The sequence below is a fragment of the Phaeovibrio sulfidiphilus genome (assembly GCF_014861485.1).
Classification (GTDB): domain Bacteria; phylum Pseudomonadota; class Alphaproteobacteria; order Rhodospirillales; family Rhodospirillaceae; genus Phaeovibrio; species Phaeovibrio sulfidiphilus.
The window spans coordinates 191218-213938 of record NZ_JACZHT010000005.1; the positions used below are offsets into that span (position 1 = coordinate 191218).

A 22721-nucleotide genomic window follows, 5' to 3' on the forward strand; every position below is an offset into this window, starting at 1 on the left:
CCCAAAGTCCGCCCGGCCTGCCGGGCGTCATACGCACCCGGTGCGTCAGGCCGAAAGAGCCGGAGAGCCGCACCCTGGATCAGAGGTAGTCCACCAGGCTCAGCTGCTGACCCATGGCGAACGCCGCGTAGGAGGCCTGCATATACGTGAGCTGAGCCGTAATCTGCGCGGCCACGTCATAGCTGTTCACACCCTTGATGTCGTTGGCGGCGGAGGTCAGGTAGTTGATGGTGTTCTTCTGGGACTCCATGGTGTTCTGAACCGTGGCGTAGTCAAGGGACAGGCGGGAGCCCACGCTCTGGAGATCGCTGGCCTCCTCCTCCGGCCACTTGGGATTGTGCTTCCGGGCGTCGTTCAGAAGGTCCATGGCCTCCTTGCCGCGCTCCGGGTCGTTCTCCAGGTTGCCCATGGCCACCAGGGCCAGGGCCCGGTAGGCCTTCTCGAACGCCGCGTCCTTGGCGTTGACGCCCACCTCGAGGGTCCGGTTTTCCGAGAGATTGTACTTGGTGGAGAGCTCGTCGCCCTGGTAGTAAATGTTGCGCTCGAGGGTTGCCGCGGTGGTGGAGGTGCCCGGGTCTCCCGGAGGCGGATCAACAATCATCCATGCGTTGCCACTCGCATCCTTGTACACATCCAGAAGCCGGTAGTCCCCCGTGTTCAGGCCGGCGCCGGTCACACTGACGATGCCCTGGGGCAGGTTCACCTTCTCCACCGATGAAACCCCCACGCCGTCGGGAACCGCACCGTCGCGCTTCATGGTGATGGTCTTGCCGTCGCCGTCCACCTTGTCGACGGTCACCTGATAGACCTTGCCGTCGCCACCCTGGACCCGCAGAACATCCCCGGCCTTCACATCGCCCGCGTTGGCGATCTCGAACGTCTTGTTCGTCACCGTCTGCCCGGCCGGAATGGTCACATCCTCCAGAACCGGCGGGTTGCTGGCGCCGTTGGGGAACTCGATCGCGCCGAGTTTGTTTTTGGTGTTCAGGTCCGTGAGGTTGTCCGGGACGACGTAACCCGCAGCAGTGGCCTCGGTGAGATCCTTGCGGAACGTCATCACCCCGATGTGGCGGAAGTCGTTCATGTCCGCGGTGCGCGACTGGGGGACCATCATGGTCTTGCCGTCCCAGTCGGCCTGGAACTGCTTCAGGCTGGAGTAGGCGAACTTCACCGGCGCGGTGTCGGACTTGCCGCCGGAGAACAGGTATTTCGAGCCGTCATCCGTGCTGTTCAGGGACTCGGCCAGCCCCTGGAGCGCGCTGAACGCGGCCTCCTGGGCCCGGTCCAGCTTGGCCTGCTGGTCCTTGTTCAGGTTCCCCGGCGTGATGTTGAGGGAGTTGAACTCCTTCAGCGCTGCAATGGCGTTGCTCAGATCGCTGTCGATGGACTCCACGGCCTGGGTCATCAGCTTGACGGACAGGGTCGTGTTCTGGTTGGTGGTGTAGTAGGTGTCGATCTTGGTGACCTGGGTTTCCATGTTCACCAGACGATAGGTGTCCACGCCGATGCCGGTGTACTGCTGGCTCTTCAGCAGGGTTGCCTGCTGCACCTGGAGGTCCGCCATGGTTTTTTGCATGCGGCTCAGGTTCGAGATCATGAAACTGTTCTGGGCGTAGGATCCGACGCGGGTGGAGAAGGTAACAGCCATTTTACGTGTCCTCCCTAGGACTTCATCGCCAGGAGTGAATCCAGCATGTCGGTCGTCGCGGAGACCACCTTGGCCGACGCCTGGAACATCTTCTGCCATATAATCAGCTGGGCGAATTCCTCGTTCATGTCAACTCCGCTGATGTCGCCCTGCTCCACCAGAAGCTGGTTGACCATGTCTGTGGCGTACAGATAGCGGTTCTGGACGTCATTCGCCTGGGTCGAGTTGTAGGACATGATCAGGGACGCGTACTCCTGGACCGTCCGCTTGCCCGAGGTCAGACCGCCCGTCGAGGGGAAATCGACCCCGGCCTTGAGGGCCCGCTCCATGGCGATCAGGGTCGTGTTGCCCCCCTCGCCCTCGGAGCGCCACAGGCCCGTGTCCGCGTTGTAGCCCAGGTCGCCCCGGGACACCCGCTCGGGCTCCGACGCCAGAACCGGGTTGAGCCTCAGGCTCCCGGCCGCCCCCACGTTGGCCCGCTTCATGCCAAGCTGGTCCAGGACCGTCTCTCCGGCGCCCTGGGTGACGATCATGTCGTCACCCTCCTTGTTCTTGATGCGCAGGCGGTAGCCGCCGCCCTCCGGAATGACCTCGGCCTTGATCTTGCCCTGGAAATCCGGGTCCTGGTTGATCCGGTCCGCAATGGTGGCCAGGGTGTCGTTTGCTCCGACCGACAGGGTCTTGCCCCCCAGAAGGGTGAGCCCCCCCGTATTGTTGGCGACGTAGAAGGACAGAGACCCGGAGGTGCTGACCCGCCAGCCCTCGGAGCGGATCCCGCTGTCGTAGATGTACTCGGTCCCGGAGCGCTCGAGAATGTCGTTGAACCCGAAGAAGTTCGAGAACCCCTTGATGTCCCTCTCCGAGGGCGCCTGTCCGTTCACCGACAGCTCGATGGCCACGTCCTCGCTGGCCTTCTGGGAGTTGTAGTCATGGAAGACGATGGACGCCTCGTTGCTTTTCAGGTCCAGATTGAAGGTCCGGGTCTTGTCATCCCAGCGGAACTCGGCGTCCGGGAAGCCTCCACCGCCCGGCCGCGCGTCCCGGAGCCACTCCTCGACCGCCGTTGCGACCTCCCGCACGGTGGGGGCGTTGGCCGGATCGTGGATGTCCTTCGAGGTCTTGGACGCAACAATGTCGCTGATGTCCTTCGAGACGATCTCCTTGCCGTCCTGCCCCAGGATCACCACCCGGGTGTTGGCCTCCTGGCCCATCACCATGGTGGACACGTCGGGCCCCGCGAAGACCCGCGACCCCTGCATGGAGCTGACAATCGTCGGGTACGAGGTGCCCCGGTTGTTGATCTGGTTCATCAGTTGCTGGAGCTGGACCGAGAGCTCGTCCATCTGGGCCTGGTAGTCCACCGCGGTCTTGTCGCGCAGCTCGATGGCGGCGCCGATACGCCCGCCCTTCATGTCCTTGGTGATGTCCTGGTTGGGCCCGATGCGGGTGGAGTCCAGAGGCGCCCCGTTTGTGTCCACGACCGTGATGGCCCCGAAGCCTCCGCCGGCGTAGGTGTCCGCGGGCCCGGCTCCGGTCACCGCCGAGTGCACAAGGCGGTAGGGCTGGGCGTCCAGGAGCGGCGTGCCCCCCTTGGTGTAGATCCCCAGCGTGCCGTCCCCGAGATCGAACGAGTCCACCTCGACCATCTCGTTCAGAAGCTGAAGCTGGTAGTCCCGCTGGTCCAGAAGGTTGGTGATGTCCCGGTTGGTGGACAGGCCCTTGCCGATCTCGCGGTTCAGGAGGTGAATGTTGTTGACGCACATGTTCACCTGCTCGATGGCGCCCGCAATGTCCTGGTCCGCCTCGACACGGACCGTGTCCAGGGCCTTGCCCACCGTGTTGAACTGGTAGACCACGTCCTCGACCGCGCGCTTGAACCCGATCTGCATGGACGCTTCCTGGGGCTGGTCCGCCAGTTGCTGGACTGCCGCCGCGAGCCGCCCGATCTGGTGGGCGAACGACGACTGGCTGCCCGTGGTCCCCAGAAGGTTCTGCATGCGCGTGAAGTACGAGTTGCTCTGGCGCAGGTACTCGAGGTCCGACATCTGGGAGCGGATCGCCTTGTTCAGGGCCTCGTCAACGTGGCGGATGATACCCGCGCTGGCGACGCCCTGCCCCACGTTGTCGAACACCCGGCTCTTGGTGCTGTAGATCTTGCGCGTATAGCCGGGCGTGTTGATATTCGTGATGTTGTGGGAGATCGTCTCGATCGCCTTCTGCGAGGCGCCAAGACCGCTCGTTGCCGAATTGAGTGCCAGACTGAGTACCATTACCGGGTTCCTCCCGTTTCATCCCCAAAAAACCAGACAGGGCAGCCCTGTCAAAGAGTCCTGTTCACGCTGATTGACTTGTCCGAGGACGAGGTGAAGTTGGGCTCCACCGTGCCCTCCTCCGTGTAGCTGGCGGTATGCTCGACGACATACTCGCGCACCGCCTGAAACACGCTCTCGATGGTGTATCCGATGGCGTCCATCCCGGCCTGAAGGCGCCGGCAGTTTTCCTCGGACACGGTCTTGAGGGCCTCGCCCGCCCGGCGCATGGCAGCCTTCTGGTCCTCCTCGAGGTTCAGAAGCAGGCCCGGATTGCGGTGCACCGCCAGAAGGTTCCGCCGGTAGTCCAGGGTGGCGCGCTCCTTTTCCTCCAGGCAGGACTGGGCGGTGCGCACATCCATGCGGGCCAGGGCCTCGTTTTCCTGGACCAGCACGTCATACAGGCGGGCCAGGGACTTCAGAAGATCCTCAACATGCACGTCCACCGAGCCCGGAAGCCTGCGGTCGAACGCGGGCCGGGCCACCGGTGTGGGAGGCAGGGGCCTGATCCCCGGTTTGTCAGTCCGGGACACGAGGGGAGCCGCTCCCCCCTTCCCGGCTGCGGGGGTCGCCGCGCCGGAGCCGGATGCGTTCCGGGGCCGGGCCGGCGTGCGGGATCCGGCCCGCTCCGATGCGGGCGCAGCCCCTGCGGCCCGGGAGGCCGATGGGGAGGCCGCATCGCGGGAGCGGCGCATGGGCTGGGCATCGCTTCGGGACGCCCGCAGCGAGGATGCCCCCGACCGGGTTCCCGAGGCCGCGCGGGACGGGGCCGCCGCCGCAGCGGGGGCCTCCCGGGATCCGGCCGCGGTGTCTTCGGCATCCGGGGCACCGGAGGTCCGGGTGGCGGACAGGCGGCCCGGGCTCCGTTCGGAGGCGGAGGCGTCCTTGCGTCTCAGGGCGCTCCGGCGGGGAGAGGGTGTTTCCTGCTTGGCCATGGCATCAGACTTCCTGTGATTTCAGCATTTCCCGCATCACGGCATCGGCAATGCCAACGCCGCCGTTGCGGGCGATCATGGAGCCGTACTCGTCCACCATCATGGACCGCCAGATCCGTTCCGCGTTCCCTCCGCCGAACGGAGGCTCCGAGTTCAGCTCCTGGAACATGGGCTGGAGCATCTGGGAGATGAAAAACGCCTCGAACTCCTGGGCCGTCCGGCGGGCCTCCTCGATCTGCTCCGGGGTGTAGCGCGCGTGAGCGGGATCCCGGGCAGGATCCTGGGCCGCGACCTGGGGGAGGCTCCGGCCCGGGCGGGACTGGACCGCGGGACCGCGGCCATCCGCAAGCACCCGGGCAAAGGACGGCGTGCGCGCGCTGTCGGCCACGCCCGAGGCGTCCGGGGCGCCGGACACCGCAAAGGGCGCGGATGCGGAGGCGCCGGGCCCCCGGGATCCGGACAGCACAGCGCCGCCGGAGGCGCCCCGGGCCGCGCGCCCGGCCATCGCCTGTTCCAGAAGGGCCATGTTCGGCCCGTAGCGGGTTGAAAGATCGTCGCCCATCGGCCCCTCCCTACATGACCTCGATATCGGCCTGAAGCGCGCCGGATGCGCGGATGGCCTGCAAGATGGTGATCATGTCCCGGGGCCCGACCCCGAGCGCGTTCAGGCTGTCCACCAGATCCTGGAGACTGACACCGCTGTTGACCACGGCCAGGCGCCGGTCGCTCTGCTCATCCACCTGAATGTCAGTCCGGGGGACCACGGCGGTCTCCCCGCCCAGGCTGAACGGCGTGGGCTGGGACACCTGGGGGGTCTCCGTCACCCGGATGGTCAGCGCCCCCTGGGCCACGGCCACCGTGCTGATGCGCACGTTCTCGCCAATGACGATGGTCCCGGTGGCCTCGTCGATCACAACCCGGGCCGTAAGATCCGGCTCGATCAGAAGCTGTTCCACATCCGCGAAGAAGTCCACCGCCCGGTTCTGGTAGCGCCCGTGCAGGGGCACATGAACGGTACCCGGATCCAGAAGGGTCGCCACCTCCACGCCCAGGAAGGCGTTCACCGCCTGGGCGATGCGCCGCCCGGTGGTGAAGTCCGGGTTGCGCAGCGAGATACGGACCGCCTCCATGTTGGCAAGGTCGAAGGGAACCTCCTGCTCGATCATGGCTCCGTTGGGGATGCGCCCGCTGGTGGGGACGCCTTTCTGGATGGTCTCCGCCGCTCCGGCCACGGCAAAGCCCCCGACCTGGAGCTTGCCCTGGGCGACAGCGTAGACCTGGCCGTCCGCGCCGATCAGGGGGGTGACCAGAAGGGTTCCGCCCATCAGGCTGGTGGCCGTTCCAAGGGCGCTGACGGTCACGTCAATCCGGCTGCCCTGCCGTCCGAAGGCGGGCAGCGTGGCGGTCACCAGGACCGCGGCCACGTTTCCTGAGTCCATCTGGCTCTTGGCGCCCTCCAGGGGCCGGGTGGACAGGCCCAGGCGCTCCAGCATGGAGATGACGGATTCCAGCGTGTAGGGGTCTTTCTTCTTGAGGTCGTCGCCCGTGTTCAGAAGGCCCACCACAAGGCCATAGCCGATCAGATAGTTGGAGCGGACACCCTCGAAGTCGGCAATATCCTTGATGCGCGAGGCCGCATGGGCCGGCGCGGGCAGCGTCAGAAGCGGGCCAAGCACCAGGGCCAGACTCAGAAGGCCCGCGCAGAACCGCTGCGCAAGCCGCCCGGGTGCATCCTTTCCTCGTGTCATCCCGACCCCTTTCCCTGGTTTCCCTGGCCTCAGACATGCCGCAGGCCCGGGGCCCGGACCTCCGGACACCGGCCAAGCGGCCATTCATGAACCCGATGCAAGAACCGCGCCAACACACGCAATCCCGGGGACTGCCGAGTCCCGGACCCGGACTCCGCCCCTCACAGCGCGTATCCCCCGGAATCATTGGCCGCCCGGCACTTTCTGCCCGGTGGAGGGCAAGCAATTCACCTTTCTTGCACGCAAGGCTGTCGTTATAATAACACCAGTCCCGCCGCTGGCGCCATGGACCAGACGGCTTTTCGGATCCTGGAGGCCCCGCATGCGCGTTCCCACCCTTCGCAACACGGGCACACAGAAAAGTGCGCCGTCGCGCTCTGCCCCGTCCCCGGGCTCCGGCCCGGCCTTCGGAAGCGTCCTGAACACCGTTGTGAATGAGGCCGCGGACCTTGCTCCGGCGGTGGACACCGCTGTGCCCGTTCACGGGCTGGGCGCCCTTCTTGCGCTCCAGGAGGTGGACGCCGTCGCCCCCACGGGGGACCGGTCCGCCCGGGCCCGGCAGGCCGTCCGCTGGGGCGAGGATCTTCTGGACGACCTGGACGCCCTTCGGGTCTCCCTTTTGAGCGGAACCGTCCCCCGCGCGACACTGGAGCGGATCACCCACGCCCTGCGCCAAAGACAGGAGCACACTACAGACGGACCCCTGCGGGTCATTCTGGATGAAATAACACTGCGCGCCGAAGTTGAACTCGCAAAAATGGAAGCGTAATAACTGAAATTTGAGCCTTGCCGAGCCTCCATGCCCGGTATTATATAGTCGGCGCCCGCGGCGCCACTGGCCCCGGACCATACTCGCCTGCGACGAAAAAGCCCCCTTCCGGGGACTGACAAGACCAAGAACCGTTCGGGACCAGGCCCGACCGTCGCCAGCGAGCACTTGAAACAGGTAGTGCGCCACCTTGCATCACGCGTCCTGATACTCCAATGCAATCCTGCGCACAGAAAAACTAGGGGACTTTCACGATGGATACCACTTTACCCCCGGACTACGTGCCCAGCGACGACGAGCCTTTCATGAATGACCAGCAAAAGGAGTTCTTCCGACAGAAGCTCCTGAAATGGAAGATCGACCTGGTGCGCGAGTCCGAGGAAACTCTTCTGGACCTTCACCAGGACGGCGGCATTCAGGAACCGGACCTGGCCGACCGTGCGACCACCGAGACCGGCCGCGCCCTCGAGTTCCGGACCCGGGACCGGGCGCGAAAGCTGATCGCCAAGATCGACGCCGCCCTTGAGCGGATCAGCAACGGAACCTATGGTTACTGTGAGGAGACGGGAGAGCCCATCAGCCTGAAGCGTCTTGAGGCCCGGCCTGTCGCCACCCTCTCGCTGGAAGCCCAGGAACGCCACGAACGGCGGGAGCGGGTCTACCGGCAGGACTGATCCACGCAACCGCACCGCCCGGTCGGGACTGCGACCCCGGACAGGAGCCCGCCCTGTCTGCCCTGCATTCCGCCCGGCCTGCCGAAAAACACAGGACCATGCTCCGCCCCACACCCCCTCCGATACCGCCCGATCGCTCCCCGGCCCGAACGCCCTGCGACCCGGCCCCGATCTCGGATCGCCCGGACATCCTGTGCTCCCCGGCGCATCGCGCCCGGCGCGCAAAGACCCATCGCGCATCGCGCTCAACGACGCATGGCGGCCGGCGCAGGCCGTGCCTGGCAGCCCATCACGCGCCGCATCCCTCTGTGCATCGCGCCCCGCGCCCACGGCTCTCTGAGACGCATCACGCCCCGCGCTCAACGACCCATAGCGCCCCGCGCTCAACGACCCATAGCGCCCCGCGCTCAACGACGCAGCGCGCCCTTCGCCCGACGGCGCCCTGTCTGCCCCTCCGCGCCCCCCCTTCCGCCGCCCCCCGGCGGCTCCCTCCGGCCCTTCGGATCTGCCCATGAGCACCGGCGCGCCCCAGGCCCCCCTTGCCCCCTATGCGGTCCCGCACACCAGCCCCCGTGGCCGGCTGCACCCGGAAAGCCCCGCGCGCTTCCGCAGCGATTTCCGCCGGGACTGTGACCGCGTTCTCCACTCCTCGGCCTTCCGCCGCCTCAGCTACAAGACCCAGGTCTTTGTGGACTCGGTCGGGCAGAACTACCGCACGCGGCTGACCCACTCCCTCGAGGTGGCGCAGATTGCCCGCTCCCTGGCCCGGACCCTGGGCCTGAACGAGGATCTCACCGAGACCCTGGCCCTGTCCCACGACCTGGGGCACACCTGTTTCGGACACGCGGGCGAGGATGCCCTGCACGAGTGCATGATCCCCTTCGGCGGCTTTGACCACAACGCCCAGTCCCTGAAGATTGTCACCTCGCTCGAGCACCGCTACGCGGACTTCGACGGCCTGAACCTGTGCTGGGAGACCCTGGAGGGCCTGGTCAAGCACAAGGGCCCCCTGTGCGGCCCCCTCGCCCCGGAGGGCTGCGTGGTGCCTCCGTGCGTGACGGCCTTCAACGCACTCTTTGACCTCGAGTTGCACACCTTCCCGGGCGCCGAGGCCCAGGTGGCGGCCCTTTCGGACGACATCGCCTACAACGCCCACGACCTGGACGACGGCCTGCGCGCCCGGTTCGTGGACATCGGGAAGGCGGAGGACGTCGCCCTTGTGGGCCCGATTTTCCGAAGCGTGCGCGCCGAATACACGGGCCTTTCGCGCTCGCGCCTGATCCACGAGGTCATCCGCCGGCTGATCGGCCTCATGATCGATGACGTCACCCGCGAGAGCCGCGCCCGTCTTGACGCCTTGAGTGCGAAAAGCCCATGCGCTATACGGAACCACCCGGCGCCGGTCATTGCCTTCAGTCCCAGGATGAGGGCTGCGGTCGACGAGCTGGGAGAGTTCCTGTTTACCAACCTTTACCGTCACTACCGGGTCAACCGGATGACCAGCAAGGCACGCCGCGTCGTGCGGGAGCTGTTCGGCTGTTTCCTGAACGAGCCCCGGCTTCTGGCCCCCGACTGGCGGGCCCGGGCCGGAGATCCGGGGGATGCGGTCACAGCGCGGACAGCCTGCGACTACATCGCCGGCATGACCGACCGCTTTGCCCTTGACGAGCACGCCCGCCTGTTCGACCCGTTTGAGCGCACCTGAGACACCCGGAAAGACCTCGAAAGCCCCCGGCGCGCCCCCATTTTCGAAAGCAAGAACCCGCAATCATGAACCTGTTCAGTTCGGTCAAACACGTTATCACCGATATTCTCACCGCTCTCCAGAACACGGACGCCCTGCCGAAGGACCTGGATCTCTCGCGCATCACGGTGGAGCCGCCCCGGGATCCGTCCCACGGGGACATGGCCACCAACGCGGCCATGGTCCTGTCCAAGCCCGCGGGCCTCGCGCCGAGGGCGCTGGCCGAGCTTCTGGTGGAGCACCTGGCCGCCACGGCCATGGTCGAGAGTGCGGAGATCGCCGGACCGGGCTTCATCAACCTGCGCCTGAAGCCCTCGGTGTGGCTGGGCAGCGTGCGGGACATCCTGCTGGCCGGAACCGCCTACGGCAACTCCACCATGGGAGCGAAGGAACAGGTCAACGTCGAGTTCGTCTCCGCCAACCCCACCGGCCCCATGCACGTGGGCCACGGCCGCGGCGCCGTCTTCGGTGACGTCCTGGCCCGCCTGCTCTTCAAGGCCGGCTTCGACGTGACCCGGGAGTACTACGTCAACGATGCGGGCGCCCAGGTGGACCACCTCGCGCGCTCGCTGTACCAGCGCTACCGGGTGGCCGCGGGCGTCCTGACCGAGGACGGCTTCCGCGAGATGATCGAGCGCCGGGAGATCGAGTACGGCGGCGATTATCTGGTTCCCGCCGCGCAGGCCCTGTTCGAGAAGGACGGCCCCCGCTGGCTGGACGCCCCCGAGAGCGAGTGGCTCCCGGAAATCCGGGCCTTCGGCATTGCGGCCATGATGGAGCTGATCCGCGACGACCTCCAGGCCCTGGGCGTGACCTTCGACGTGTTCACCTCGGAAAAGAAGCTGGTGGAGGACGGCCGGGTCGGCCAGCTGCTGGACGACCTGGAAAAGCGCGGCCTGATCTACACCGGCGTGCTGGAGCCCCCGAAGGGCAAGAAGCCCGACGACTGGGAGCCCCGCCCCCAGACCCTGTTCAAGACCACCCTTTATGGGGACGACATTGACCGGGCCCTGAAAAAGTCCGACGGCTCCTGGACCTATTTCGCCTCTGACATCGCCTACCACGCGGACAAGATCGACCGGGGTTTCCTGAACCTGATCAACGTTCTGGGCGCGGACCACGGCGGCTACGTCAAGCGCCTGAACGCGGCGGTGAAGGCCGTGTCCGACAACCGGGCCACCCTGGACGTGAAGCTGATCCAGCTTGTCTCCCTCACGGATGACGGCAAGCCCCTGCGCATGTCCAAGCGGGCGGGCACCTTCATCACTCTGCGCGAGGTCATCGACGAGGTGGGCCGCGATGTGGTCCGCTTCATCATGCTGACCCGCAAGAACGACGCCACCCTGGACTTCGACTTCGCGCGGGTTCAGGAAAAGACCCGGGACAACCCCGTGTTCTACGTCCAGTACGCCCACGCGCGGGCCTGCTCGGTGCTGCGCCACGCGGCCGAGCTGTTCCCGGATGCGGACCTGTCGGCCGAGGGTCTGGCCCGGCAGGCGGATGTCGCCCTTCTGGACGCCCCCGAGGAACTGGCCCTGGTCCGTCTTCTGGCCAGCTGGCCCCGGCTTGTGGAGAGCGCCGCGGTGGCCCACGAGCCCCACCGGATCGCCTTCTACCTGGGAGACCTGGCGGCGGCGTTCCACGGCCTGTGGAACCGGGGCAATGACAACGCGGAACTCCGCTTCCTTGTTCCGGACAATGTTTCTGTGTCGCTGGCCCGCCTGGCCCTTGTCTCGGCGGTGGCGACGGTGGTAGCCTCCGGACTCGAAGTGTTCGGTGTCCACCCGCGTGAGGAGTTGCGTTGATGGTCGCACAGGGCCCGCCCGGCGGAGATGAAAGAGATCCCTATCGTCCCAGAACTCCGGGAGATGTCTCGTCCTCGCCCTATGGCTACCCGCGTCCGTCCGACCCGAACAATCCCTTCGGCTCCGATCCGTTTGCGTCCGAGACGCCCTATCATGACGAGTTCTCGCCCTTCGGCGGGCAGCATCCCCTGGCGGACCCGCTGCCCTATCCGGAGGACGACCTCGACATCCGGGCCGACGCCGGAAATCCGGACGAGCCCGACGGCTACCCGGACACCGGCCTGTCCTCCTCTCCGCGGACCTCGGTCCTGGCGCTGCTGACCGGCGCCGGGCTGGGGATTCTTGTGCTGGGGGGCATGGCCTGGTTCCTGCTGGGCGGAACCGGCGATGATGCCGCGTGGGACGAGGCCCTGCTGGAGCATGTGAACGCCGACCCCTCCCCCTACCGGGAGCGGCCCGAGGAGCCCGGTGGCATGGCCATCGAGAACCAGAACCGCGCGGTGTACGGCCGCATCGGGGAAACGGCGGCACCCCCGCCCGCATCCCGCGCCGACAGCCTGAGGGAACCCGAGTTCCCGGCCCCGCCGCCGGTCCCCCAGGTGCAGGCCCGGACCCTGACCGGAACCCCGGTCCCCTCCATCACCGAGCCCCTGGACCCGTCCGCCGACCCGGGCTTCCCCGAACCGCCGCCCCTGCCGGAGACGGACACCACGGCCTCGGGGATTCCCCCGGCCTCGGCCCTGACCGACGACGGTGCCGACCCCTTCGACGACGGGGACGCGGCCTCCATCGGACCGGCCGATATCGCGCTGCCTCCGGTTCCGCCGGTTCCCGACCTCGACCTGGATACGGGTGCGGGCTCAGGCCCGGCCGCCCGCACGCAAGCCGATGCCACCGCCACCGGGGCAGCCGCAAGCCCGGAGACCCGGGGGACACGGGCCTCCCCTGTGGCCGTTCCGGCCCCCCGTCCCGTGATCGAGGATGTGCCCTCCCCGACGGACCTGGGCTCGTCCGCATCCGCAACCGCCAGCACACAGGCCCGCACAGCGGCGCCCAAGGGGCCCACGCCTCTGGCCCCGCCCCCTGCACCCCCGGCCCCGCCGGCTGCTGCTGCGGCCCCGGCCGCGCCGCCCCCCCGGGCGGAGACACCGGCCCCGGCACGGGGTGGAGCCGCCGTGCAGATCGTCTCGGTGCGCTCGCAGGAGGCCGCCCGGTCCGAGTGGAAGCGGATCCAGTCCCGGAACAAAGACCTTCTGGGCGGCGCCACCCACGAGATCGTGCAGGTCGAACTGCCCGAGCGGGGAACCTATTTCCGCGTTCGGGTCACCGGACTGAAGGACGAGGCCGCCGCAAAGGCGCTCTGCGACGAGCTCGGCAGACGCTCCCAGGGCTGCATCGTCGCCCGCTAGGACACGAGCCCCCCGTTTCCATCACGCACCGGGGCACAGGAAAGAACAGATCATGCCTGCGACCACACCTCTTGCTGTCATTACCGGTCTCTCCGGGCTCCGCCTCACGGACCGGGAACGGGATTTCTTCCGGGAGATTTCTCCCTTCGGCTTCATCCTGTTCGGGCGCAACGTGGACACCCCGGCCCAGGTCCGGGCCCTGTGTGACAGCCTCCGGGAGACGACCGGGCGGGACGACACCCCCATCCTGATCGACCAGGAGGGCGGCCGCGTCCAGCGCCTGAAGGCTCCCCACTGGGCGCCGCGCCCGCCCGGCGAGGTCTTCGGCCGCCTGTTTGAGCGCAACCCCGAGGCCGGGGCCGAGGCCCTGCGCCTGAACACCCGCCTGATCGCACGGGATCTGACCGCCCTGGGCATCGATACGGACTGCCTGCCGGTTCTGGATGTGCGCCACCCCGGCGCCCATGACGTGGTGGGGGACCGGGCCTTCTCGACCGACCCCAAAACCGTCTCCCGCCTTGGGCGCATCGTGATCGACACCTTGCTAGACAACGGCGTGTTCCCGGTGATGAAGCACATTCCCGGCCACGGGCGCTCCGAGTGCGACAGCCACGACGCCCTGCCCCGGGTCACCTGCAGCCATGACGACCTGACCCGCAGCGACCTGGTGCCGTTTTCCGACCTGCGGGACTGCCCCTTCGCCATGACGGCCCACATTGTCTACACCGCCTGTGACAGCGAGCAGCCGGCCACCCTCTCGGCCGAGGTGATCCGCTCGGTCATCCGCGGGCAGTGCGGCTTCGACGGCCTGCTGATGACGGACGACCTGTCCATGAAGGCCCTGTCCGGCACCATGGAGAGCCGCACCCGGGCCTCCCTGGACGCGGGCTGCGACCTGATCTTGCACTGCAACGGCGCGATGGACGAGATGACCGCCGTGGCCCGGACGGCCCGCCCCATGGACGCCCCTGCCCTGGAACGCTGGGAACGGGCGAAGGCCCGCCGGGCGAAGGCTCCGGCCGACTTCGACGCCGCCGGGGCCCAGCGCGCCCTGGACCTTCTCCTGGAACAGGACACGGTGCGGTCATGACCGATTTCCTGACGAGCACACTGCTCATCCTCCCGGGCCTTGTCATCGCCATCACCCTGCACGAGGCGGCCCATGCCTATGTGGCCTCGTGGCTGGGGGACCAGACCGCCCGCCTGATGGGGCGCCTGTCCCTCAACCCCGTGCGCCATATCGACCCCGTCGGCACCCTGGCGGTGCCCGGGCTTCTGTTCCTGATCGGCGCCCCGTTCCTGTTCGGCTGGGCCAAGCCCGTCCCCGTGGACTGGCGCTATCTCAAGCACCCGCGTCAGGACATGGCCCTGGTGGCTCTGGCGGGACCGTGCACGAACCTCATTCTGGCGATCCTGTCGGCGCTGCTGATCCATATCGCCGTGCTGCTCCCGGATGCCGTCGCCTCGCCGCTGGTCAGCATGCTGTCGTTCTCGATCGTCATCAACTGCGTGGTGGCCCTTCTGAACCTGCTGCCCCTGCCGCCCCTGGACGGGGGACGGATTGTGATCGGCCTCCTGCCCGAGCGCCTGGCCTACCGGTACGCCCGCATCGAGCGCTTCGGGATGCCGCTGCTCATTGTGATCATGTTCCTGCTTCCCTGGATGTTCTCGACCATCGGCCTGAACGTGGATCCGTTCCGGACCGTTCTTGTCCCGCTGGTGAACGGCCTGGTGAACGGGATCTCCAGCTTCACGGGGCTTGTGCAAGCGACCGGCGTCTGACGTCTGCCCCCGGGCGGGAACCCTCCCGGGCCCAGCTCCTCCGGACACAGGGCCCGGCTCTCCCGCCTGCCGGTGGGGGCTGCCCTTGCCCCCGCCCGGCGCAGGACCGGAAGCCGGACGCGCAGGGCCCGACACGGACGGGTGCAAAGGCACACGGTTGGCGACCGGCTCCGCCGTGCCCGGAATCCCGGGTGCAGAACCCGGAACCACGGGCGCGGGACATAACGGTGCGCAACGCTCCGCCGTGCTGCGGGCGATCCGGGATCCAACCGGGAGGACCGGCGCGCTCACCGGAGGCCTCGCCCCGTGTGGGACCGCCGGCCCGCTCCCCGGACCTCTCGCGGGTGGACCCGACACGCCGCGGCCCACACGCTTTCCCGCCCGGCCATGACGGACCGGCACGCGGGCGCCAGTTCGGCCCCGGCACGCCCATGCCGCGCGGCCCCATGCTCCGGGACACCTGCCCACCCCTGTGGCCCCTGTCCGGCACCTTTACCAGTGTGTTGCCCCGCTGTGTTGAAGCGGTTCCTGTGTCCTGAAGCAAGGGAGTGCGGCCATGCCCCTGTCCGGCAAACCATCCTCCGCGATCGCGGCTGTGGACCCGTCGGGCGAGCCCCTGTCGGGCGCCCGGGCTGTACCGGTGGCGGCGGATCCGGCAGGGGAGCCGCCCTCACCCGCCGGGGGTGTACCGGCGGCTGCAGGCCCGGACCGCCCCGACACTGCACCACGCGACACCGTATCTCACGCTGCCCCCTCCAGCCCCCCGCCAGCGGGCGCTGCATCCCCTGGGGGCGGGGATCCCCTCGTCTCCCTTGTCCTGAATCTGGAGGGCTTCGAGGGCCCCATCGACGTGCTGCTGGTCCTGGCCCGGGACCAGAAGGTTGACCTGGCGCGCCTGTCCATTCTCCAGCTGGCGGAGCAGTACCTGGACTTCATCGCCACCGCCCGGAGCCTCCAGCTGGATGTGGCGGCGGACTACCTGGTCATGGCGGCCTGGCTTGCCTACCTGAAGTCCCGGCTGCTGATCCCGGCGCCTCCGAGCGACACGGACGAGCCCTCCGGCGAGGCCATGGCCAGCGCGCTCCAGTTCCAGCTCCGGCGCCTGGAGGCCATGCAGAACGCGGGCCGCACCCTGATGGCGCGCCCCCGCCTGGGGCTCGACACCCTGCGTCATGGCCAGGCCCAGGGCTTCTCGGTGATCACCCGCTCGCGCTACGAGACCAGCCTGCACGACCTGCTGTCCGCCTATGGCTCCATGCAGCGCGCCCGGGAGCGCCCGACCGTGATGACCGTCGAGGCCTTCGAGCTCTACAGCGTGGATGATGCCCTCAGGCGCTTTGAAACCATGCTGGGCGCCCTGCCCGACTGGGCGACCCTGGACGACTTCCTGCCGAACCGGGCCATGCCGCCGCTGGTCCGGCGCTCGGCGGTGGCCGCCACGTTTGTCGCCGCCCTGGAGCTGGCCCGCCAGGGCCTGCTGGAAATCCGCCAGGACGGCGGCTTCGGGGCCCCGCTCCAGATCCGCAACCCCGCCCGTCCCCTGTCCTTCGAGGAGACCCGGACATGAGCCCCGAGACCCCGCTCCCGGACACCCGCACCGCCGCAGGCACGGCTGGCCCCGCCTCCGCGGGCATGCCCCCCGCCCCGGGGATAACCGCTGCCGCCTCGGGCGGGGCGCCCGCCGCCCCGGGCACCGTCCCTTCGGAAACAGACGACGCCACCCGCCTGCGGATCATCGAGGCCATGCTGTTTGCCTCCCGCGTGCCCCTCACACCGGCGGACCTGGCGACCCGGTTCCCCGAGGGCACGGACATCGGCGGCCTGCTGACCGAGTTGCAGGACCACTACCGGGGCCGGGGCGTCGAACTGGTCGCCATCGGGGAGCGCTGGTCCTTTCGCACCAGCCCCGATCTCTCGTGCTGGCTGAGGGAGGAGCGCGAGGAGGTCCGGAAGCTCTCCCGCGCGGGCGTGGAGACCCTGGCCGTCATCGCCTACCACCAGCCCGTCACCCGGGCCGACATCGAGGAAATCCGAGGCGTGGCCCTCTCGAAGGGAACCCTGGACACGCTTCTGGAGGCCGGCTGGATCCGGCCCTGCGGACGCCGCCAGACCGTGGGACGGCCCCTCATGTGGGGCACGACCGAGGCCTTCCTGGACCACTTCTCCCTGGAGTCCCTGGAGGATCTGCCGGGGATCGAGGATCTCCGGGCTGCGGGGCTTCTCGACGTTCGCCCGGCCCTCGCCGCCTACGGCGCGCGCGGCGCCCTGTCCGCGGACGATGCCCTGGAGGATGTGGAAAAGCACGGCGTGCTGACCGGTCAGGCCGGGGCGGACGGCGACCCGGTCCAGCTGGACCTTCTGCGCCCGCCGCCGGTGGACCCGGACGAGGACGATCTCCTGATTTTGGAGGACGACGGGTTCCTGAACCCCAAAGATGACGGGTTCCGGGACAGGGAGGCCGCCCGCGCCGGGGCCCCGGACGACGGCGCACCCGCGCTCCGTCCCGGCGACGGGGACGAGGACGATCTCCTGATTCTGGAGGATGACGGATTCCTGGACCCCAAAGATGACGGGTTCCGGGACAGGGATACCGCCCGCGCCGGGGCCCCGGACGACGACGCACCCGCGCTCCGTCCCCGCGACGGGGACGAGGACGATCTTCTGATTCTGGAGGACGACGGATTCCTGGACCCCAGGGACCGGGGCTTCACAAAGGCCGGGGCATCGGGATCGGGACCGGACGCGGACGCCGAGGTGCCGGAGAGCGAGGAACACTGAGCGCCCGGCCGCGCGCCGGGGGCCCCGCGCCTGCCGGTCCCATGCCGGTCGCAGAGGGGGGCTACCGGGCTACCGGGCTGAAGCTGAGCAGGTTCCGGGGCAGAGGCGCCGCAGGTTTTGGGGCTGCCCCCCCTGGCCACCGGAGAACCCCTCCCCCAGACCCGCGCCGCAGCTTCCGGGTCTGGAACGACGCAGGTTCTGGGACAGAGGCGCCCCAGGTCCCGGACTAGAGGCCCCGGCGTTTTCCAAAGCCCGGCGGAGACACAGCCGGGGTGCTGCCGGAGGCTCCGCCCTCGGACCCCGAAGACACCGCACTGTCCTCCGAAGGGGGCGCTGCAGATCCGTCGGTCGCGGCAGACCCGTCGGCTGGTGTCGCAACCGCCCCACTCTCCCGGGACGGTGTCCCGGCAGCCTCGGGCGCCGCACTCACCGGGGGCTCGGCCCCCTTGGGCGCATCGCCAGATGGGCTGGTCACGGCACCGGGGACCACCCCGCGTCCCTTGCCGCCGGCGGGGGGGAACGCTCCCCCGCTGGTTCCGGACCCGGACGCGGCACCGGCCGCGGGCGCAGGCCCGACACCGGCCGCGGCCGCAGCGCCCGAGGGAACGTCCGCCGAACCGGCCTGGGCGGCCCTCGGCGTCCCCGGCTTGGGCACGGGAACCCGCGGAGGCAGACCGCCGCGTTTGGCGCAGTCCTCCAGAGCGTCGAGCGCCTCGGGAACCCCGTAAAGGTTGAATGTCCTCTCCCGGCCCCCACCCGAGAACACAACACGGCTGGCCCCCGCAAGACCCGCGCGGAAGGCCGGCCAGTCCGGAAGCTCCAGACGCAGCACGTCCCCCCGGGACAGGGCCGGAACGGACACCGCCCGCCCCTTGTCAAAGGCGTAGGTACCCTGCCGGGGGTCCGCCATCGCCGAGGCCACGGGCCCCGCTGCCGGAGGTTTTTCCGCCGTCCCCCCCGCTGCGGCCCCCGGTGCCGCGGGCGTATCCACCACCACCGCAAGGGCGCGAAGATCCCGCGACAGGGTGAAGGTCAGCAGCACCGAGCCCTTCTTTGAAAAGTAGGGGTTCATCATCTGGCAGTGGGAGTAGCGGCCGGCGGCGTCGGTCTCGACGGAAATGAACCAGCCCTCCACCTGCACCATCTCCCGGATCTCCTCACGGGCCTGGGACCGTGCGGGCGCCTGGGTCCGTGCCGGGACCTGGGCCCGGGCCGGATTCTGTGACTGGGCTTGTGGGCGCGACTGGGACTGGGCCTCGGGGGCCGGAGAGGCCGCCACGTTTTGGGCCCGCACCTCGCCGCCCGGGCCCGCAACAAGAGCCGCCACAAGGCCGCACAGGCCCAGGGACCGGAGGGGTGCCCGAAAGGACCGGAGGGGCGCTCCAAAAGACCGGAGGGGCCCACCACACCGGGACAGGCGAGGGGCCCGGCGCACACGATCCGCCAGGGGATCAGGGACAGCCTGCACCACGGGCTAGATCCAGCCCCGGGGACTGGTCATGGGCCGTGCCTGCATGAAAACCCGGAACCCCTTGAAAACTCGAAAAATGTAGTAAAGCCCAACCAGCAGGAACAGAAGGGACGCCAGCGCATTGGTGGTTTCATAGCCCGCCAGGACCACAGCGACCAGGAAGCCGCACAGGGTGATCACGAAGGTGCGCACCAGCCAGGAGGAGTGGCTCTCGTAGACCGTGCCCCTGGAGGCCTCCCGGGCCATCAGAAGGACACCGACGCCCGCCACGGCGCTCAGGTTCAGGACCAGGCCCCAGGGCCCGACAAGGTTCAGCAGGACGCCTGTCAGCATCCCGATCAGAAACAGGCCATAGGCTATGAGAACATAGCCCCTCACCGTTCCGGGGTTGGAAGTCGAGGGGGTTTCAGGATCCCTGGGTGTCGTCATGTCAACCGGCCTTCCGCAAAAGGGTGTCGAGGGTCTGGAACCGTACCACAAATCGCCCGGGAAGAAAGGGGGCAACCGCACGTTTCTGACGGATCCGCGGGCGGGCAGCCGGGCTGGGCGGTGCAGAAGGCAGGCGACAGCGCCAGACCCACCGCCAGACCCAACGCCGGACCACCACAGGGCTCCGGCACGGGCACACCGTGCGCCCGTCACGGTAACGCAGGGCCGCGGAGTGTCAGGGCCGGTTTGCCCCTCACCTGTGGTGGCCCGGGCACCCCGGGCCGCCGCCTCCCGCCGTCGGGCCGGGGCCTTCCGCCGCCGGGTCGCCGACCCCGGACAGGTCCGAGGCCGTGTCCAGCATCCGGAGGAAGACCTCCTCTTCCTGGGCACCGGAGATCGCAACACTGCGGTTGAAGATGAAGCCGGGAACGCCCCGGACTCCCCGGCTCTGGCACTGGTTGCTTTCCATGAGCACCGCGACCACATCGTCGGCGCTGCGCAGGCGCTTCTCCACGACGTCCCGCTCGAGCCCCTGCTCCTCGCCGATGTCCACCAGGGTTCCGGTGAGGGTCAGATCCCGCCCCTCCTCGAAAAACGCTCGAAACAGGGCCTCCACCAACGCGTCGCGCTGCTCGGGCGTCTCGCCCAGGCGCACAAGGCGGTGCGAATCCACCGTGTTCGGAACCCGGGTGATGAGATCAAAGCGCATGTGCACGCCCACCTCGGCCGCCGCCTCGCCAACCGCTTGGAGAACACGGGCCACCTTCCCGGGCTCCCCGAACTTCCCCTCAAGGAAGCTCTCCCAGCTCTGCCCGCCCCGGGGCAGGTTGGGACTGAGAACAAACGGCCGCAGCTTGACCGTCTCCACAAGGGACGGCCGCTTTTTCAGAGCCCGCTGAAAGCGGCGCTTTCCAATAAGACACCAGGGACACCCGGTATCAAAAACGTACTCAACCAGCATGACCACCCCCCACCTGTTGACGTGGCCGGCCGATCAGGACGCAACATCCGGACCGGACAGACACGGGCCGACAATTTCGGTCGACACCCAACATGTTGCCATTTATAATTGAATAAACCGGATCTTTTGTAGATTCTCCGGAACGGCCTGTCCAGAGAAGAAAGGGCCGAGCCATGGCAGTTGCAGCCCAGCGCATCGTACCCGCATCGACCGGGTTCGCCAACACAGCAAACACACGTTTCGGAGACGGCGTCCGCGCGTCCTCCGCCAGTGTGGAGTTCACGCCTGTTACGGCCGCAGAGGGCTCCCGCGACATCTCCCTGCGCGACCAGGGCCTCCGCAACGACAACTGGGGCGCCTGGAAACAGAACCAGTCCGCGCCCGTGTCCCCCGAGATCCCGGCCCGGGACGGGCGGGTCTATGTGGACACGGTCTTCCTGTGCAACGCCGACGCCCGGACCCTGTTCAACGCCCACCTGGCCCAGGCGGAGGCGTCAGCGCCTCCGGCCAACGATGTGTTCCCCAGGAACCTCCGATTCCAGCGGGCAAGCGACACCTACGAGAAAAATGCCCGAACCCTGCAGGCGGCCTTTGTGGGACTGCACCCGGCGGGCTTCTCGGCCATGCGCATGCTCTAGCCCCCGCCGGGGTCGCCAACGCCCGCGACACGCCGCCGGAGGCTCCGGAGAGTGGCCCCACCGGCGGGCCAGCGCTCGCAGAACACCGAACCCCGACGCGTCGGAGCAACACGCACCCACCGGCGGGCCTGCACTCGCAGAACACCGAACCCCGACGCGTCGGAGCAACACGCCCCCGCCGGGGTCGCCAACGCCCGCGACACGCCGCCGCCCACAGCTCCGAAGACAGTGCCGCCGAGGTCGCCCGCGGTCCCGATGCCGACCCCGTCCGCCTGGTGTCCCTGTCCGCGCCGTGCCCGCCCGCGGTCCTAAAAGGCCGCATCCTGCCCGATGTCTGCGCCCTCCCCCCGCGATCCTGAGCGGTCACCCTGCCTGCCTGCGGTACCGAACGGCCACCCCGCCGTCCCCGCAACCCGACCACGATCACCCCAAACGGCTTGCCGCCTGCCTGTCCCCCGGGCCTGCCCGCCATTTTCGATCCCGCCACGCCCTGAGAGATGGCAGGCCGCCCCACAGTCCGGGAGCCCGCCGCGCGGGGGCTCCCGGTCTCCCGGCCCGGAAACTGGACACGAACAACCCCGGCGAGCATACTGCCCCGGCACCGACGTCTTCCATACCGGGAACGAAACGCCATGCCCCACCCCCACAGCCCCGCGCGCGGGCCCGTCCTGGCCTCCGCTCTCCTGTCCCTGCTGATTCCTGTGCTCATTGCCGGCATGCTGCTGCTCAACGCCGCCACCTGGACCCTTCCGGACCTGGCTTCCGCCGACGCGAGATACGGCCTCTCCTTTGCCCTGTCGGACCGCCTGATTGCCTCGGGTGCCGTCGATCCGGCCTCCCTGTCCTGGTGGCAGACCGCCGGAGCGGTCGTGATCTCCAGCCTGCCACTTCTGGTCCTGGCCTCAGGGCTTCTGCACCTGAGACGCCTCTTCCGGCACATCGCACGCACCGGCCACATGTCGCTTGCGGCGCCCTCCCAGCTTATGAGGCTCGGGACGGCGCTTCTGCTCTGGGCCCTGACGACGTTTGTCTGTGAACCGCTCCTGTCGACCTGGACAACCCTCCAGGACGAGGAACGGCTCCTGTCCCTGAGTGTTGGCCCCTCGGATCTGGCCGCCCTTTTTGCCGGAGTCTGCCTGGTTGTTCTGGCCCGGGCCCTGCGGGCCTCCGTGCAAACGGCACCCGCACGACACCCCGGACTCGCCCGGGCACAGCGGACTGCCGGGTCGTCACCCGTCTGAGACAGGCCCCGGCTCCGTGACCGGGCTACCCTCTGAGCGGGCCGCGCCCCGGGAGCGTCGGGCCTCCCCGTCGCCCGGTCGGACCTCCCAGGCCCCGTGAGCACACGCCAGGAACCCGGGATCGGCAAGCCCCCGGATGTGCGAAGGGGCGCAGCGCCCTGTCCGGACACGCTGCCCCTCGCGTTAATATTCGCTGACACCGCCCCCCGTCACGCCAGCTGTCCGGACGGGGGAGCCGCCGCGGGAGACAGGCCGGACGCACCGGCCCGGACAGGCGCCCCAGATCAGGGGCCTATTTCTTCGCGGGCGGATACAGGACGTGGTGCCACCACGACGTCCCCACCATCGCCAGACCCGCCGCAACGTGCGCGATCGCCGCA

General features: G+C 68.6%; 19 protein-coding genes. 11 read left to right on the forward strand and 8 right to left on the reverse strand.

What is annotated here, in order from left to right; all coding sequences use genetic code 11:
* Window positions 1–79: 79 nt before the first annotated feature.
* From IHV25_RS07980 to IHV25_RS08000, 5 genes are read right to left on the reverse strand one after another with little or no spacing between them, the layout of a single operon-like run.
* Window positions 80–1648, reverse strand: a complete 1569-nt coding sequence (locus IHV25_RS07980) for a flagellin (RefSeq protein WP_192534584.1) — start codon at window positions 1646–1648, stop codon at window positions 80–82.
* 14 nt (window positions 1649–1662) lie between these two features.
* Window positions 1663–3918, reverse strand: a complete 2256-nt coding sequence (gene flgK, locus IHV25_RS07985; protein ID WP_192534585.1) for a flagellar hook-associated protein FlgK — start codon at window positions 3916–3918, stop codon at window positions 1663–1665.
* A gap of 50 nt (window positions 3919–3968) precedes the next feature.
* Entirely contained in the window at window positions 3969–4892 is a 924-nt protein-coding gene (locus tag IHV25_RS07990) for a hypothetical protein (protein WP_192534586.1), read from the reverse strand.
* A 4-nt stretch (window positions 4893–4896) separates the two neighbouring features.
* Entirely contained in the window at window positions 4897–5454 is a 558-nt protein-coding gene (locus IHV25_RS10570) for a rod-binding protein (RefSeq protein ID WP_274605262.1), read from the reverse strand.
* Window positions 5455–5464: 10 nt separating this feature from the next.
* A complete protein-coding gene (locus IHV25_RS08000) occupies window positions 5465–6640 on the reverse strand; it encodes a flagellar basal body P-ring protein FlgI (RefSeq protein ID WP_192534587.1) in 1176 nt (391 codons plus the stop codon).
* A gap of 322 nt (window positions 6641–6962) precedes the next feature.
* Here IHV25_RS08000 and IHV25_RS08005 point away from each other — a divergent pair, with 322 nt between their 5' ends.
* From IHV25_RS08005 to scpB, 9 genes are all read left to right on the forward strand, one after another.
* Window positions 6963–7409, forward strand: coding sequence for a flagellar assembly protein FliX (locus IHV25_RS08005; RefSeq protein WP_192534588.1), 447 nt, complete (start codon window positions 6963–6965; stop codon window positions 7407–7409).
* 254 nt (window positions 7410–7663) lie between these two features.
* Window positions 7664–8083: an RNA polymerase-binding protein DksA gene (gene dksA, locus IHV25_RS08010; RefSeq protein WP_192534589.1), complete on the forward strand. Its 420-nt coding sequence runs from the start codon at window positions 7664–7666 to the stop codon at window positions 8081–8083.
* 511 nt (window positions 8084–8594) lie between these two features.
* Window positions 8595–9788: a deoxyguanosinetriphosphate triphosphohydrolase gene (locus IHV25_RS08015; protein ID WP_192534590.1), complete on the forward strand. Its 1194-nt coding sequence runs from the start codon at window positions 8595–8597 to the stop codon at window positions 9786–9788.
* Between the two features lie 65 nt (window positions 9789–9853).
* Complete coding sequence (argS, locus tag IHV25_RS08020) at window positions 9854–11632, forward strand: arginine--tRNA ligase (protein WP_192534591.1); 1779 nt, start codon at window positions 9854–9856, stop codon at window positions 11630–11632.
* Entirely contained in the window at window positions 11632–13041 is a 1410-nt protein-coding gene (locus IHV25_RS08025) for an SPOR domain-containing protein (RefSeq protein WP_192534592.1), read from the forward strand. Before argS ends, IHV25_RS08025 begins: the two co-directional genes overlap by 1 nt.
* A 52-nt stretch (window positions 13042–13093) precedes the next feature.
* Window positions 13094–14131: a beta-N-acetylhexosaminidase gene (nagZ, locus tag IHV25_RS08030; RefSeq protein WP_192534593.1), complete on the forward strand. Its 1038-nt coding sequence runs from the start codon at window positions 13094–13096 to the stop codon at window positions 14129–14131.
* Window positions 14128–14823: a site-2 protease family protein gene (locus IHV25_RS08035; RefSeq protein ID WP_192534594.1), complete on the forward strand. Its 696-nt coding sequence runs from the start codon at window positions 14128–14130 to the stop codon at window positions 14821–14823. The genes nagZ and IHV25_RS08035 overlap by 4 nt, the downstream gene beginning before the upstream one ends.
* Window positions 14824–15379: 556 nt before the next feature.
* Window positions 15380–16390, forward strand: coding sequence for a segregation and condensation protein A (locus IHV25_RS08040; RefSeq protein ID WP_192534595.1), 1011 nt, complete (start codon window positions 15380–15382; stop codon window positions 16388–16390).
* Window positions 16387–17601 carry an SMC-Scp complex subunit ScpB gene (gene scpB, locus IHV25_RS10665; RefSeq protein ID WP_338048607.1) on the forward strand — a complete coding sequence of 405 codons (1215 nt, stop codon included), beginning with the start codon at window positions 16387–16389 and terminating at the stop codon, window positions 17599–17601. The genes IHV25_RS08040 and scpB overlap by 4 nt, the downstream gene beginning before the upstream one ends.
* 226 nt (window positions 17602–17827) lie before the next feature.
* Here scpB and IHV25_RS08050 read toward each other — a convergent pair whose 3' ends face one another.
* The 3 genes from IHV25_RS08050 to IHV25_RS08060 all read right to left on the reverse strand — a co-directional run bounded on the left by IHV25_RS08050 (window position 17828) and on the right by IHV25_RS08060 (window position 20462).
* Window positions 17828–18928: a hypothetical protein gene (locus tag IHV25_RS08050; RefSeq protein WP_192534596.1), complete on the reverse strand. Its 1101-nt coding sequence runs from the start codon at window positions 18926–18928 to the stop codon at window positions 17828–17830.
* Window positions 18929–19075: 147 nt separating this feature from the next.
* A complete protein-coding gene (locus tag IHV25_RS08055; RefSeq protein ID WP_192534597.1) occupies window positions 19076–19501 on the reverse strand; it encodes a DUF4870 family protein in 426 nt (141 codons plus the stop codon).
* A gap of 253 nt (window positions 19502–19754) precedes the next feature.
* On the reverse strand, window positions 19755–20462 hold the full coding sequence (locus IHV25_RS08060) for a DsbA family oxidoreductase (RefSeq protein WP_192534598.1): 708 nt from the start codon (window positions 20460–20462) through the stop codon (window positions 19755–19757).
* A gap of 173 nt (window positions 20463–20635) precedes the next feature.
* Here IHV25_RS08060 and IHV25_RS08065 point away from each other — a divergent pair, with 173 nt between their 5' ends.
* Window positions 20636–21100, forward strand: coding sequence for a hypothetical protein (locus IHV25_RS08065; protein WP_192534599.1), 465 nt, complete (start codon window positions 20636–20638; stop codon window positions 21098–21100).
* A 632-nt stretch (window positions 21101–21732) separates the two neighbouring features.
* Complete coding sequence (locus IHV25_RS08070; RefSeq protein WP_192534600.1) at window positions 21733–22341, forward strand: DUF2975 domain-containing protein; 609 nt, start codon at window positions 21733–21735, stop codon at window positions 22339–22341.
* Window positions 22342–22721 lie beyond the last annotated feature (380 nt).